9 protein-coding genes are annotated in these 14167 nt (G+C 73.7%); 2 read left to right on the forward strand and 7 right to left on the reverse strand.

Annotation, left to right across the window (positions count from 1 at the left end; all coding sequences use genetic code 11):
- Nucleotides 1-65 precede the first annotated feature (65 nt).
- A complete protein-coding gene (locus G3A44_RS01880; RefSeq protein ID WP_163455777.1) occupies nucleotides 66-1658 on the reverse strand; it encodes a right-handed parallel beta-helix repeat-containing protein in 1593 nt (530 codons plus the stop codon).
- Nucleotides 1659-1715: 57 nt separating this feature from the next.
- On the opposite strand from G3A44_RS01880, the gene ureE reads away from it, so the two are divergent.
- Nucleotides 1716-2462, forward strand: a complete 747-nt coding sequence (ureE, locus tag G3A44_RS01885; protein WP_163455778.1) for an urease accessory protein UreE — start codon at nucleotides 1716-1718, stop codon at nucleotides 2460-2462.
- A 29-nt stretch (nucleotides 2463-2491) separates the two neighbouring features.
- Here ureE and G3A44_RS01890 read toward each other — a convergent pair whose 3' ends face one another.
- The 3 genes from G3A44_RS01890 to G3A44_RS01900 all read right to left on the reverse strand — a co-directional run bounded on the left by G3A44_RS01890 (nucleotide 2492) and on the right by G3A44_RS01900 (nucleotide 7107).
- Entirely contained in the window at nucleotides 2492-4300 is a 1809-nt protein-coding gene (locus G3A44_RS01890; RefSeq protein WP_239061640.1) for a GGDEF domain-containing protein, read from the reverse strand.
- Between the two features lie 105 nt (nucleotides 4301-4405).
- Nucleotides 4406-6631, reverse strand: a complete 2226-nt coding sequence (locus G3A44_RS01895) for a putative bifunctional diguanylate cyclase/phosphodiesterase (RefSeq protein WP_239061641.1) — start codon at nucleotides 6629-6631, stop codon at nucleotides 4406-4408.
- Complete coding sequence (locus tag G3A44_RS01900) at nucleotides 6628-7107, reverse strand: Hpt domain-containing protein (RefSeq protein ID WP_163455780.1); 480 nt, start codon at nucleotides 7105-7107, stop codon at nucleotides 6628-6630. Before G3A44_RS01900 ends, G3A44_RS01895 begins: the two co-directional genes overlap by 4 nt.
- A 260-nt stretch (nucleotides 7108-7367) precedes the next feature.
- Here G3A44_RS01900 and G3A44_RS01905 point away from each other — a divergent pair, with 260 nt between their 5' ends.
- Entirely contained in the window at nucleotides 7368-9044 is a 1677-nt protein-coding gene (locus G3A44_RS01905) for a sensor histidine kinase (protein WP_163455781.1), read from the forward strand.
- A 43-nt stretch (nucleotides 9045-9087) separates the two neighbouring features.
- Here G3A44_RS01905 and G3A44_RS01910 read toward each other — a convergent pair whose 3' ends face one another.
- The 3 genes from G3A44_RS01910 to G3A44_RS01920 all read right to left on the reverse strand — a co-directional run bounded on the left by G3A44_RS01910 (nucleotide 9088) and on the right by G3A44_RS01920 (nucleotide 14138).
- On the reverse strand, nucleotides 9088-9840 hold the full coding sequence (locus tag G3A44_RS01910; RefSeq protein WP_163455782.1) for a response regulator: 753 nt from the start codon (nucleotides 9838-9840) through the stop codon (nucleotides 9088-9090).
- A 54-nt stretch (nucleotides 9841-9894) separates the two neighbouring features.
- Nucleotides 9895-12858, reverse strand: coding sequence for a PAS domain-containing sensor histidine kinase (locus G3A44_RS01915; protein ID WP_163455783.1), 2964 nt, complete (start codon nucleotides 12856-12858; stop codon nucleotides 9895-9897).
- A gap of 122 nt (nucleotides 12859-12980) precedes the next feature.
- Nucleotides 12981-14138, reverse strand: a complete 1158-nt coding sequence (locus G3A44_RS01920; RefSeq protein ID WP_163455784.1) for an HDOD domain-containing protein — start codon at nucleotides 14136-14138, stop codon at nucleotides 12981-12983.
- Between the last annotated feature and the right edge of the window lie 29 nt (nucleotides 14139-14167).

Below are 14167 nucleotides of genomic sequence, written 5' to 3' on the forward strand. Positions count from 1 at the left end.
CTGGGACGGCCATGGCGGCCGGGATGGGCCGCGAGCTTAGCAGCGCGGGCCGGGTGGCCCGTGGCTCAGCGCTCCACCGCCCCCAGGTCTGGGGCACCGCCACGCAGGCGGCGGCGCTCAGGCCGGCCTTGGGCGTCGAGCTGCCAGCGCACCGGATGCCCTTGCGCGGCCGCTGGGGCGCCGCGCTGACCGGCATCCACCGCACCGCCGTCGGCCAGGGGGCGCCAGCTGTCGGGCCGCAGCGGCAGCGTCTCCCCCAGCACCGGCGTGGCCTGCAGGCTCAGTTGGCCCGGCACGGGATGCCAGGGATCGCTGTCCACCCAGCCGGCGGACAGCCAGTGCGCGCCCAGGCGCACCACCCCGCCGGCCACCCAGGGCGGCGCCACCTCGCTGCTGGCGCGCAGCCGCATATGGGGCGTGGCGGGCTCGAAATGGATGATGTTGTTCCACAGCTCGGCCTGCTCCAGGGTGGTGGAGAGCTGCAGCAGGGTGCCGTCGCCGCCGGTCAGGCGCACGCTGTTGTGGAAGAAGTGCAGCGTGCCCTGGCGGAACAACGGCTCGCCCCAGGCGGCACCGGGCGCGCTGCCGTAGTGGTCGCCGCCGTAGTGGATGGCGCTGCCGGTGCGCCCATCCTTGAGGATCTGGTTGCCATAGACGAAGGCCTGGCGGTAGGCCGGGTCGGCCAGGGCCGTGGCAGGGTAGTCCTCGGCCTCCACCAGGTCCAGGCTGTGGGCGCCACCCTCGATGCGGTTGTAGCGGACCACCGTGCCCACCGAGCGGTCCTTGAGCGCATTGCCCAGCGCACCGTCGCGCAGCGGACCGTAGTGGTTGAACTCCACCACCACGCCCACGCTCTGCAGGTAGGTGGTGTGGACCTTCTCGTCTCCAGCCACGCCGTTGCCGTGCAAGTGGTTGCGGCGCAGCCACAGGTCACGCGTCACGGCGAAGTCGCCGTCGTCGGTGCTGCGGCTGAACACCGCATGGGTGCAGTCGCTGATGTCATTGTTCTCCAGCCGGACATGGTGGCCACGCTCGACCCAGACGCAGGCACCGAAAGCCTCGAAAGGCCGGCGTACGCCCTGGCTGTCGACGAAGTGGTGGCGCGGATGGGCGCCACGCAGCGCCAGGCCATCGACCACCAGCCAGGTGGGTACCTCGGTCCAGGCGCCGCGGGCCGAGCTCTTGAGCGTGAGCACGGCCCGCGACTCGTGGATGACACGCGCGTACTCGTTGCCCCCGTAGTGGGGCCCCAGGGCCCGACGGGTGCGGGCCCCCTGCCCGGTGACCACCGGACGCTGGCCCTGCGGGCCGGGCACGCCGCACAGCCGCACCGGCGCGTCCTGCCGGCCCTGGGCCATCAGCAGCAGCTTGCCGGCCCAGGGCTCCGGCCGCCAGTGGATGCGCACGGTGTCGCCGGCGCGCAGCCGCTCCCAGGGCACGTCCTGCAGTCGGCTGAGCTGCCCCGGCGCGGTGCCCACCGGGTAGTCACGACCACGCCCGGAAGGTTCGCAGGGGCCCAGGTCGGCCAGCTCCGGCACCGCCAAGGGTGGGTCCGACGCCGCCGGCAGCGACCAAGCCAGGCGGGCGCAAAGGGTCAGCAGCAGGAGGGCGGCGGCGTGCGCGGCGGGGCGCCCCCAGGGCAGGCAGTTCAACGGCATCCCGCTACCATAGCTGCCCGCCGGGTCAGGCCCCGGCGACCCACTGCGAGACCCCCCATGCTGACTGTGCAGAAACTCATCCCCCGCGGCCAGGGCCTGGCCGCCGTGCTGCTCAAGCGCGCCGCCACGGTGGAGCTGGACTGGGACGTGCGCCAGAAGAGCCGCTTTGACGCCACCGACTCCCAGGGCCGCCATGTCGGCGTGTTCCTGGCCCGCGGCACGGTGGTGCGCGGCGGCGATGTGCTGGTGGCCGAGGACGGCTCGCTCATCCGCGTGCTGGCAGCGCCGCAGCCGGTGCTGGAGGTGCGCCCCTGCGCCGAGCACGGCACGCCCTTTGACCTGGTGCGCGCGGCCTACCACCTGGGCAACCGCCACGTGGCCCTGGCCCTGGCCTGCGACCGCCTGACGCTGGAGCCCGACCATGTGCTGGCTGACATGCTGCGCCAGATGCACCTGACGGTGACCGCCACGCAGGCGCCCTTTGAGCCCGAGGGTGGTGCCTACGCGGCCGGCGGACATGGGCATGACCACGGGCATGACCACGGGCACGGCCACGCCGCGCCCCGGGCGCCCGCCGCCGACACCCCGCATGTGCACGGCCCCGGCTGCGGCCATGACCATGGGCACGACCACGACCACGACCACGACCACGACCACGACCACGGGCACCACCACGGTCATGCGCATGGGCAGGCCCCCGCCCCGGCCCACGTGCACGGCCCGGGCTGCGGTCACGACCATGGCCATGCCGCGGCGCCCGCCGTGGCCACGGTGTCGCTGCAAAGCCTGCGCAAGCCGCGCTGACGTGCTGGGGGCCTTGGGCGCAGGCCCCCTCAGCCGATGCAGGTGCGGTTCTTGCCCGTTCGCTTGGCCTCGTAGAGGGCCATGTCGGCCCGCTCCAGGGCCTCGTCGAGCTTCTCGCCGGTGCGGTAGGCGGTGACACCGGCCGAGAAGGTGACCAGCACCTCGCGGGCCTCGTGCATGAACAGGCTGGCGCTCAGGCTGCGCTGCAGCCGGGTCAGCGCCTGCTGGGCCTCGTCGGCCAGTGTGCCTGGCAACAGCACCACAAACTCCTCGCCACCGAACCGCGCCAGGCTGTCCTGCGGCCGCAGGCTGGCCTTGACCCGCTGGGCCAGGGCCACCAGGGCCTGGTCGCCGGCGGCATGGCCCAGGGTGTCGTTCAGGCGCTTGAAGTTGTCGATGTCCAGCAGGGCCACGCTGAGCGTGCCGCCTTCGCGTTCGAGCTGACGCTGCGCCTCCTCGAAGCGCAGCATCAGGCCACGGCGGTTGGCCACCTGGGTGAGCACGTCGGTGCTCAGCTCCTGGGAGACCTTGCGCAGCTCGGCCTCCAGGTCGCGCACCTGGGCCTCCAGCGCCTGGGCACGGCCATGGGCCTGGTTCATGCGTTCGCGGGTGGCCTGCACCACGCCGTGCACGCTGCGGGTGTCATCCAGCAGGCTGCGCACCGCGCCGGCCAACTCGGCCAGGGAGCCGGCCTGCTCGATGGTCTGGCTGTGGCGGGCCAGGCCGTCACCAAACCGGCCGGTGTGTTCGTCCAACGCGGCCAGCTCGGCCAGCATCTGGTGGATGAGCTGACGCAGGGCGTCGCGGGCCTCATCGCGTTGGCTGCGCAGGCCCAGCTGGCGCTGGCGGGCCTGGCCCAGCAGCTGGCTGGCCTGCTCCACCCCCCGGGCGCTGGGCGTCTGGGCCAGGTGCTCGCCCAGCAGCTGCAACTGGCCCTGCACCCAGCTGTCGTCCTCGCTGAGCTCGGCCAGGCTGGCCGCCAGCTCCTGGCTGAGGCGATGAACCTGCCGCATGAGGTGGTGCCGATGCGACAGCAGCTGCCCGGCGCGGGTGCACACGCCCTCCAGCGCCAGCAGCCGGGCGCGGTCCAGGCCGGACATGGCCATCTCGTCGGCCACGCGGGCCAGCTCGTCGGCCAGCTGCAGCGCCACCTGCACGTCTTCGGGCAAGGCCAGGCGCAGGGTGCGGGCCAGGGGCTGCAAGGCCTGGTGCCAGGGCGGCGCACCATCGGCCTCGGCGCTGGGCTGCAAGGCCTGCAGGGCGGCCACGATGGCTGGCGGGTGCTCAGCCGCTGGCGCGCCGGCCTCGGACTCGACGCCGGCGGTCTCCACCGTCTCCGGGGCCAGCTCGGCGTCGCCCTCCCAGGCCTGCAACAACTGCTGCAGGCGGTGCTGCAGGCGCCCCAGGTCAGAGCCGCTGGACTGCAGGACCCGCTGCAGGCTGTCCTTACGGCGGGCCGCGCTCCAGGTGCGCGAGGCGCGCTCGGTGCCGCGCTGCAGGCGCTCCAGCAGCTCGCTCCACTGCCGGGCCTGCCGCTCCTGGTGGCGCTGCAACTTCTCGGTGCTGTCCAGCGCCGCGTCCCACTGGCCCGCAGCCAGCTGTTGCACCAGCTGGGCGCGCCCCTCGGGCGGCGCCCCCGCACCGGCAAGCAGCCGGTCCAGGGCCTGGCGCACCCGGGGCGGCCAGCTGCTCAGGGCCGGTGGCTGCCCGGTCTCCTCGGCCCAGGCCTGGGCATAGAGCTCGGGGGTGGGTTCGCGGCGCGAGAGCGCCAGGCGCCGCAGCGTGGCCTTGGCGGTCTCGGCCGCGCTGGGGGCGGCGGTCCCGCCCGGAGGATTCATCGCTCCCATGGTGGTGGCTGTGGGCTGGGGCGCCGGGGTCCGCTGGCCCTGGCGCCGGGTTGGAGGGTACGGCCCCGCCCTTGCTGGCCGCCGGGCGCAAGGCGCTCAGGCCGACAGCGCGGTGGCGTCGGGGGGCAGCCGGAGCGGCAGCGGCGCCTTCACCCAGGGATCCAGCTCCTCGGCCGGCAGCGGCCGGCTGAAGAAGTAGCCCTGGAACACATCGCAGTGCAGCTGCTGCAGGGTCTGGACATGCGCCACCTCCTCCACCCCCTCGGCCACCACCTTCAGGTGCAGGGCCTTGGCCAAGGAGATGATGGAGGTGATGACCGCCATGGCCCGGCTGTTGCCGCTCATGTTGATGACAAAGGACCGGTCGATCTTGAGCTCGGAGATCGGCAGCTCGCTGAGGTACTTGAGCGAGGAATACCCGGTGCCGAAGTCGTCCACCGAGATCTGCACCCCGCGCCGGTGCAGCGCGTGCAGCAGCGGCAGGATGCCTTCGAGGTCCTCCATCAGGCCGCTCTCGGTGATCTCCAGCGCCAGCATGCTGTGCGGGATGCCGTGACGCTCGACGGCGCCGTCCACCAGGGCAGGCAGGTCTTGGCGGGCGAACATGCGCGAGGGAATGTTGACGGCGACGGTTCCCCCGAAGCCGCAACGGCCCCGCCACAGCGCCGCCTGGCGGGCCGCCTCCTCCAGGGCCCACTCGGTCAGGGACTCGATCAGGTCACTCTCCTCGGCCAGGGGGATGAAGGCGCCCGGCGACACCAGCCCGCCGGCGGCGCCCCGGTCCCAGCGCATGAGCGCCTCCACCCCCACCAGACGGGTGCCGCAGGCACTGACCTTGGGCTGGTAGTGCAGGCGAAGCTCCTGGCGCTCGATCGCATGGTGCAGCGCGGTCTCCAGCGCCAGGCGCTCGCGGCCCTGCTGGATCATGGACGGGCTGTGCGCAACCGTCTGGTGGCGGCCGGCCCGCTTGGCCGCGGTCAGCGCGGCATCGGCGGCCTGCATCAGGGACTCGGCGGTGGTGCCGTCGCGCGGACCCAGCGCCATGCCGATGCAGGCCGAGACCACAATTTCCTGCCCGTCCAGGCACACCGGGGAGCGCAGCGCGTTGTGCAGGCGCTGCGCCACACGCAGTGCGTCCTCTTCGGAGGCTTCGGCCAGCAAGACGGCGAACTCATCGCCACCCAGACGCCCCACGCCTTCGGTGCGGCGGTAGCCGCGCAGGCCCTCGCCGTCCTGCGGCACCTCGTGAAAGAGGTCGGAATGCCGCACGCAGGCCCGAAAGCGCCGCGCCACCTCCATCAGCAGCTCATCACCGGCGTGGTGGCCCAGGGTTTCATTGATCTTCTTGAAGCGGTCCAGATCGGCCACCAGCAAGGCCACGTCGTGCCCCAGGCGCAGCCCCGCCTCAATGGCCCGGCGCAGGCGCAGGGTGATCTGATTGCGGTTGGGCAGCAGGGTCAGGGTGTCCTTGTAGGACAGACGGCGGATGGACTGCTCGGCCAGGTGGCGCTCGGTCACATCCTGCAGGATGCCGGAGTAGCCGGTGCACTGGTCGTCGTCCCCCACCTCAGGCTCGGCCTCGATGTAGAGGCGGCGGCGCCGGCCATGCACCACACACTGCAGCTCGGTGGACAGGGGCTCGCGCCGGTTCATCCGCATGCGCAGCAGGTGCAAAAAAGGATGGCGGTCGCCGTAGGCCACCTGCCGCAGCAGATCACGGGGCCCCAGGGGCGCCATGATGTCGCCCCCCAGCAGGCGCTGGGCCTCCTCGGAGAAGACAAAGCCGCGCAGACCCGGCCGCCCTCCCGTCCAGTGCCAATCGAAGGTGCCCATGCGGGCCACCTCCAGCGCGCGGGACAGCTGGCCGCGGTTGCGCTGCAGCTCCGACTGGGTCAGGGCCGCGCGCAGCATGTGGCGCAGGCGCGCCGCCAGCAAGGCCCAGGTGTCGGTGCGCATGAAGAAGTCGGTGGCGCCCACGGCAAACGCACGGTCAACCACCTCGTTGTCCACATGCGAGGTGATCATCAACACCGGCACCTCGTGCAGGCCGGGCAGCTGGCGCAGCTGCCGGCAGGTCTCGAAGCCATCCATGCCGGGCATGCGGGCGTCCAGCAGCACCAGGTCGGGCCGTTCGGCCAAGGCCAGGTCCAGGGCCAGCGGGCCGTCACCGGCGGTGCGCACCTCAAAGCCCAGCCCCTCCAGGGCAGCGGAGGTGACCAGCAGGTTGACCGGCTCGTCGTCCACCAGGAGCAGCCGCGGCCGCTCAGCGGAGGCCGCGGTCGCGGCGGGCCACATGCGGCCGTGGGGCGGTGTGGCGTTCATGGCCAGGTCTCCCGGGCCCGGGCCACAGCGGGCAGCGTGGCCTGCATCTGGGCCAGCAGCGTCGACATCAGGCCGCTGACGGCCTGCGGCGGCAGGCCAGGACGGCGCACCGCCAGCTCCAGTGCCTCGCAGGCAGCGGCCAGCCCTGGGGCGCCCACCTGTGCGGCCGACGGGCGCAACGCGTGGGCGCAGGCGGCCGCAGCCTGGGCGTCCTGCGCGGCCAGCGCCGGCCCCAGCTTGTCCAGGTGGTCGCACAGTGAGGCTTCAAAGGCCCGCAGCACCCGACCCACGAAACCGGGCGTCAGGTGACGGCCCAGCGCCTCCAGCTCCCCCAGGGCACGGGGCTCCAGCGACAGCGGGGCGGGCGCGGCGGCACTGCGGCCGGCAGGCCGTGCAGCAGGCCGGTGGCCCGGGAGATCGACTTGCAGGTCGGCCAGGCGTTCAGGCAGGACGGCAGGGTCAGCGGTGGCGTTCATGGCGGCGTGCAGTGACGGGGCGGTCGATGGCAAGGCGTGGGACAGAGACGGCACGAAGGGGCAGCCGGACGGGCGGCAGCACGGCAGCCTGCCACCGCCCGGTCGGGCGCGCAGCGGGCACGGCGCGTCACCCTTTTCCGGGACCCAAGGATCCCCGTGGGCGGGCGCACCCGTCAAGTGAGAAATGCGGCGTCAGCGTGGTGGAGTTGCGGGCTTTGCCCGGCGCCGGGTTCCGGCAGGCGCTCCTTACAATGGTCCGCATGGGTCGCACGCCAGCCTCAGGAAGCCGCCACGCCCGTTGGGCGGGCTGGCTGTGGCCGCTGGCGGCCGCCGCCGGCCTGGTGCTGGCCGTGCTGCCGGCCCTGTGGCCGGGTGCATGGCCCGCCGGCATGGGCGCACCGGGCCTGGGGGCCTGGCTGTGGCTGACGGTGGTCAGTGTGGCCGCGTTGGCCGCCTGGGCCGGCTGGCAGGCCGGTCGCCAGGCACGCCGCGAAGAGCTGCGCCGTGCCGCCGCCGACCGGCAGGCCCTGGAAGAACTGGCCCCCCAGTGGCTGTGGCGCAGCAACGCCGACCACCAGCTGCAGCTCTGGCGCCCTCCCCCCGGCGCCGCCGAGGGCGACTGGACCGGCGGCCCCCCCTCCCCGCTGTGGCTGGGCTTTGAGACCCGGCAGGCCGGCCAAGGCAGCCTGGAGGCCCGGCTGCGCACGGGCACCCGGCTGCAGGGCCTGCGCGTCTGGCGCCGGGACGCCCCCCAGCAGGGGGCCTGGTTGCTGGCGGCCTTGCCCCAGCAGGATGAGGAAGGCCGCTTTGCCGGCCACCTGGGCAGCCTGCAGCCGGTGGGGGCCGAGGAACTGTGCCACGCCGACCAAGCCTGGCTGCAGGCCCTGTGGCCGGCCGCGGGCCTGCCGGCCCTGGGCCTGGTGGCGGTGCACGCCGAAGCCGCGCCCGGCCAACCCGCCGGCCACTCCTGGTGGCGCATCGAACGCGCCACGCCCGAGGGCCAGGCCCTGCTGGGCCTGGGGCCCCAACCGGCCAGCTGGCCGGGCTGGCTGGAGGTGCAGGACCGCCTGCCGGCCCCGCTGGTGCCGGTGCTGGCCGAACTGCTGGCCGATGCCGGCGCCCTGGTCAGCCGCCAGGCTGGCGACTGGAACGTCAGCATGCTGGCCCTGCCCGCCGGGGCCGACCAGGGCGAACGCCGCCTGCTGCTGCTGCGGCCCAAGCCCACCGTGCCGGCTGACGCCTCGCAGGACCAGGAGCTGGCCGCCGAGCGCGACTCCTTCGTCTACTCGATCTCGCACGACCTGCGCGCGCCCCTGCGGGTGGTGGACGGCTTTGCCCGCATCCTCAAGGAGGACTACGCCCGCTACCTCGACCGGGTGGGCAATGACCACCTGGACCGGGTGGCGGCCGCGGCCGCCCGCATGGGCAGCATGATCGAGGCGCTGCTCTCGCTCTCGCGGCTGCAATCCCAGGCGCTGCAGCGCCGGCCGGTCAACCTCTCGCAGCTGGCCACCTTCATCATGGAGGAGCTGCAGCGCGAGGCGCCCGAGCGCAAGGTGCGGCTGGACATCGAGCCCGGCCTGACGGTGCAGGGCGACCCCACGCTGCTGCGCATGGCGCTGGAGAACCTGCTGGGCAACGCCTGGAAGTACAGCGCCCGCCGCGAAGTCACCGAGATCAGCCTGCGCCGGGAGGAACAGGACGGCCGGCCGGTGCTGGTGGTGGCCGACAACGGTGCAGGCTTTGACATGCGCTTTGCCGACCGGCTGTTCGGGGTGTTCCAGCGCCTGCACAGCCCCAAGGACTTTGCCGGCACGGGTGTGGGGCTGGCCTCGGTCAAGCGCATCGTGCGCCGCCATGGGGGTGACATCTGGGCCGAGTCGGCGCCGGACGAAGGCGCCCGCTTCTACTTCACCCTGGGCGAGCACACAGGCTGAGCAGGGCCCGGCATCGGGCCGGCCGCAGCCGTTGGCCTGGGGCTCAGAGGCCGCCCGGACGGGCCAGCAGCTCCACCGCGTCCACCAGGGCCGCGGCCTGCTGGGTGACGGTGCGGTGGTCGGCCAGCGCCGTGCGGCGCAGGCGCTCCAGCGCGTCCTGACGCGAGAGGCTGTAGCGGTGCATCAACACCCCCACGGCCAGGGGCACCGGGTCGGTGAGCGGGTCCGGCGACCAGGACACGGTGCGCACGGCCGGGGCCACCGCCGGGACGGACCCGGCTGGCGGCAGCGCCGGCTCCGGCGCCCGCGTGACCACGCTGGCGGGCAGCGGTGGCGGGGGGTTGACCCCGTCGGGGGGCAAGCCCGCCAGCGGGGCGCCGCTGGGCTGCCCGAGGGCATGGCGGGCTTTCTGGGCCTTGAGTGCCGACTCCACCGCCGGCACGATCTGGGCGATGTCCAGCGGCTTGATCAGGTAGGCCACCGCCCCCAGCTCGCGCACCCGGCGCTCGGTCTCCTCGTCGGCAAAGGCCGAGAGGAACATGAAGGGCGTGCCCAGGGCCTCACGCAGGTAGGCGGCCACGTCAAAGCCGGTAAGGCCCTCCATGCGGATATCGAGCAGGGCCAGGTCGGGGCGGTGGGCGCGGGCCAGCAGGATGGCGTCGTCGCCGTTGTCGGCGTCGATGACCTCGAAGCCGGCAGTGGCCAGGCCGTGGGTGACGGTGGCCAGCACCAGACGGTCGTCGTCCACCACCAGGACCTTGCCCTTGGGGTGGGACGGAGCGGCATGGAGCGTCATGGGCGGATTGTCCTGCAAGGCGCAGCGGATGCAAGGCGGGCCGGGGGCATGGGCTCAGCCTTCATGAAAGACCACGGCGGGGGCCTGCAGCCGCAGATCGGCCACCACATGCCCCCCCTGCTGGGTGAGCTGGAGCTGCGCACCCTTGCGCGGCAGCAACGCCCGCACCAGGCCCAGGCCGGAGATGCCGGCCGGCACCTTGGCCAGGTCAAAGCCCTCGGCCAGCAGGCCGGGATTGGCCACCGCCATGCAGGCCTGCCCGCCCTCCAGGTGGAGCTGGCAGCTGATGTCACCCCCAGCACCACCGTGCTTGATGGCATTGGTGAGCAGCTCGTTGAGGGTCAGCGCCACGGGAATGGAGTCGCCCTCGCTGAGGGCGTAATGCTCGCGCCCGCTGCCGTGGGCGGCAAAGGCGATGGTGCGACCGAACATGCGGGTGACCGAGGCGCAGATGGCCTCGACCACCTTCTCCAGGCGCAGGGCCCCGCCGGCGCCCACCTGCAGGCCATGCACCTGGGCGATGGCGTGGACCTGCCCGATGGCCTCGGCCAGCGCGGCGGCGGCCTCAGGGTGGCGGTGGGCGTTCTGCTGCAGCAGGCCGGCCACGCCCTGCAGGTTGTTCTTGATGCGGTGGTGGACTTCCTTGACCAGCATGTCGCGCTGCTGGATGGCCGACTGCAGCCGGGCTTCGTCGGCGGCCCGCTGTTCGGTCACGTCGCTGGCCACCAGGAGCAGCTGTTCGTTGACGCCGTCGGGGTCGACCAGGGAGACGATGCGCATGTCCCACACACGCGCCGCCCCGTCGGGCCGGGCCGGCGAGCGGCGCAGCTCGCGGTGCAGGGGCTCGTGGCGGGCGCGGGCCTCGTGCAGGTCGGCGGTCAGGCCGGCGGCCTCGGGGCCGGGCAGCCAGTAGGCGGGCTGGCGGCCCTCGATCTCGGCGGCGGGCCGGCCGGCAAACTCGGCCATCATCTGGTTGAGCTGCAGCACGCACTGGTTCTGGGCGTCGAACAGCGCGATGGCCAGCGGTGCCGTCTCGATCATGCGCTGCAGGCCGGCACGGGCCTGGGCGATGCGGGTCTCGGCCTCACGGCGTCGGGCAATGTCCAGCAGTGCAAAGGTAAGCACGCGCTGCTCGGGCGTGGCGCCGGTGGCCACCACGTTGCCCACCACGTAGAAGGCACGGCCGTCGCGGCCCACCAGGCGGCACTCGAACATGGCCGACTGGCCCTCGTCGAGCTGGCCCAGCCAGTCGTGGCGCAGGGCGTGGTCGGACTCCTCGGGCGCCAGCGCGGCCATGGGCCGGCCCAAGAAGTCCGAGAGCTCGCCGGCGAACATGCGGCGTGCCGAACGGTTCATCCAGACGATGCCCTGGGCGCCGACGTTGATGATGCCCACCAGCACCGAGTCCAGGATGGCGCGGATCTGCTCCTCCTGGCGCACCTGGCTGGCGCGCGCCTTGTGGCGCTCGTCGACGTTGACGTACCAGGCGATGGTGCCCTGGGCCGGCTCGTCCGGGTCCAGCAGGCGCTGGCTGACCATGACGTGGATGAGCTCGCCCTCGCCGCCGCCGATGCGCCGGCGCAGGCGCCGCTCTCCCCGCGCGCGGCCCTGCTCGGCCAGTTCGCGCCGGTCCTGGGCGGCGTGCTCCAGGTAAGCGCGCTCGTCCTCGTAGAGCTCGGCCAGGGGCAGGCCCTTCAGGTCGGACAGGGCGATGCCCACCAGCTCGGCCATGGCGGCATTGGTGCGCACGATGCGGCCCTCCACCTGGTGGACGATGCCGACGTCGGGCAGGCTGAACATCAGCTCGCGCTCCCGCTCCAGGTCGTCGCGGGCGGCCTGGGCCTCCTGCTGGGCACGCGGCCCGGTCACGTCCGAGAGCACGACCACCGCATCCAGCCCCTGCTCGCCCCCGCCGGAGCGGCGCAGGGCCAGGGCGTAGCAGCGGTTGGCCGCATGTTCGGGGACGAACTCCACATCGGCCTGGCCTTCGGCCTGCAGCCGGCCCAGCAGCTGCCGCGCCTCGCGGGTGCCCACGCCGCAGTGGCCCAGCAGGCCCTGCAGGTCCAGTTGCAGGCATTCGCCGGCCGGCACGCCCAGCAGGCGCTCGAAGCTGGTGTTGCAGCGCACCACCTTCTGCTGGTGCACATAAGCGATGCCTGCCGGGCTGACGTCCAGGATGGTGCCCATCTCGTGCAGCAGCTGGTCGTTGCGGCGCCGGGCCTCCTCGTCCTCGGTCACGTCCAGGGTGGCCACGGTCAGGCTGGGTCGCTCGCCGCCCAGCTCCCCCGGCACCACGCGGGTGAGCAGCCAGCGCCGACCCAGCTGCGGATGGCGCACGGCATAACGCACCTCGGCACGCTCGCGCTGGCGCAGGGCCCGTTGCAGCAGCTCATAGTCGGCCAGGCTGTCGGGCTCGACGATCTCGCGGGTGACGGCAAAGCCGGACATGCCTGCGCCGGCGCCGGCGCGGGCCGGCAGCATGCTGTCGCCGCCGTCGTCGCCCGCGGCAGCGGTCACCCAGCCCTGAGCGGCATCGTAGGTGGCCACCCCGATGCCGTGTCGGCCCATCAGGGCGTGGATCTCGCGCTGGGCCAGCTCCAGCCGGTCCTCGGTGAGCAGGTCCTCAATCTGGAACAGCCAGCGGCGGCTGCCCACGCCGGTGCCGCCACGCACGGTCAGGCGCAGGTGGCGGGCGGGGTGGCCGTCCAGGCGGATCCAGGCGTCGCGGCGCACGGTCTGGCCGGCGGCGGGCTGCTCCTGCGGCCAGCGCAGGAACTGCCGCAGGGCCGGCGGTGCCATGTTGAGGTTGGGCACGTCCGGACCCAGCAGGGCCTGCATGGCGGCGTTGGCCCGCAGCACGCGGCCGGCCACGTCGCATTGCAGCAACGCCAGCGGCGCGACCTCGAACCAGTCGGCCAGGTCGTCACGCACGCTCAGCACCCCTGCGCTGGCCGGTGGCAATCGGGGCGGCTCGGCGGGGCCGCGGGGGCCGGTCAACCAGCTTGGCTTGATGCTCATGCCACCATTCTGGGCCGGTTGGGCGCCGCTGAACAGGCGGGCCCCACCGCATCGGAGGGCGGCGGGCCGGCGGGCCGCGGTGCGGGGGCGATGGCGGGTTCATCGTCGGGTGGCGGCCGGGCTCAGCCGGCCAGCAGGCGCTGGGCCAGGACCAGGGCCCGCCAGAGCGCACGGTTGACCTCGCCCGGGGTGAGCAGCAGGTCGGCAGCGGCCTCCACCACGTCCTGCGGCACCTCGCGCTCGGCCACCTCGGCCAGGGCCAGCAGAGGGGCCAGCGGGCCTTGGCGGTCCAACAGGGCGGTGCCTACCGCCTGGGCCACCGGCAGGTCGGCCAGGAGCTGGGGCATCGGCTGGCCCAGCATGCGGTCCAGCAGCGAGAAGACACCGCAGAGGAAGGCCTCGCCACGCAGCGGGTCGCCCTCGGGCAGCAGGGACTCCATGAGCAGGGCGCGGCGCACGGCCAGCAGCATCAGCGGGCGGGCACGCGGGTCGTCGGCGCTGCTGGCCAGCAGCAGGGCCAGCCAGCGGCGCAGGCGCTGGCTGCCCAGCAGCATCACCGCATGCTGGAAGGACTGCACCTCCACCGCCAGGCCGAAGCCGGGCGAGTTGAGGTAGCGCAGCAGCCGGAAGCCCAGGGCGGGCGCGCCCTTGAGCACCGCTTCCAGCCGGGCCGGAGATTCGTCACGGTCCAGGCGCTGCAGCAGGTCGGTCACCACCCGCAGTTCGGCGTTGGGCGCACGCCGGCCGGTAGCCGGACGCGGCGCGGCCACGTCCTCCAGCGGCCAGCCTTGGACGGCGGCCGCGCCCTGGGCCAGGGCCTGCAGCGCGGCCTCGGGCTGGTCGGCGCCGGCCAGCACCCAGGCCACACCCGCCACCTGCCCGGCCCCAGGGGCGGCCGGCAGCACGCACCAGCCCGTGCCGGGGGGCACGGTGCCTGGGGCGCCCAGGCGCAGCACGCGCTGGTCGGGGGCCAGGCCAGCCTGCGGGTCCAGCAGCGCGGGGGCCAGGAAGGCCGGCGCCTCCAGCCGCAGCTGGGGGGCCTGGCAGGCGGCCAGGGCGGTGGCGTCCACCCAGTCTTCGCGCATGGGGTTGACCACCAGGGGGCCCAGGCCGGCGGGCCACTGGGCCGCCAGCCAGGCCCAGAGGGCGCCGGCCGGGGGCGGCGCCACGCCCGGCAGGGCTGCCACCGACAGGCGGGTGGCCACCGCCTGGTGCTGACGGTCGAACCAGGCGCTGGCGGCCAGGGCCAGGCGGTCGTGGAGACTGGGTTCAGGGGTCACGCGGGACGCTCCGGTGGGGGGTTCGGAAA

Origin of the sequence: Ideonella livida (assembly GCF_010499455.1) — a bacterium.
GTDB lineage: Bacteria > Pseudomonadota > Gammaproteobacteria > Burkholderiales > Burkholderiaceae_C > Ideonella > Ideonella livida.

Bases quoted from the DNA above. Each gene is read 5' to 3' on its own strand.
- G3A44_RS01880 (WP_163455777.1), bottom strand. From the start codon at position 1,658: ATGCCGTTGAACTGCCTGCCCTGGGGGCGCCCCGCCGCGCACGCCGCC.
- ureE (WP_163455778.1), top strand. From the start codon at position 1,716: ATGCTGACTGTGCAGAAACTCATCCCCCGCGGCCAGGGCCTGGCCGCC.
- G3A44_RS01890 (WP_239061640.1), bottom strand. From the start codon at position 4,300: ATGAATCCTCCGGGCGGGACCGCCGCCCCCAGCGCGGCCGAGACCGCC.
- G3A44_RS01895 (WP_239061641.1), bottom strand. From the start codon at position 6,631: ATGAACGCCACACCGCCCCACGGCCGCATGTGGCCCGCCGCGACCGCG.
- G3A44_RS01900 (WP_163455780.1), bottom strand. From the start codon at position 7,107: ATGAACGCCACCGCTGACCCTGCCGTCCTGCCTGAACGCCTGGCCGAC.
- G3A44_RS01905 (WP_163455781.1), top strand. From the start codon at position 7,368: ATGGGTCGCACGCCAGCCTCAGGAAGCCGCCACGCCCGTTGGGCGGGC.
- G3A44_RS01910 (WP_163455782.1), bottom strand. From the start codon at position 9,840: ATGACGCTCCATGCCGCTCCGTCCCACCCCAAGGGCAAGGTCCTGGTG.
- G3A44_RS01915 (WP_163455783.1), bottom strand. From the start codon at position 12,858: ATGAGCATCAAGCCAAGCTGGTTGACCGGCCCCCGCGGCCCCGCCGAG.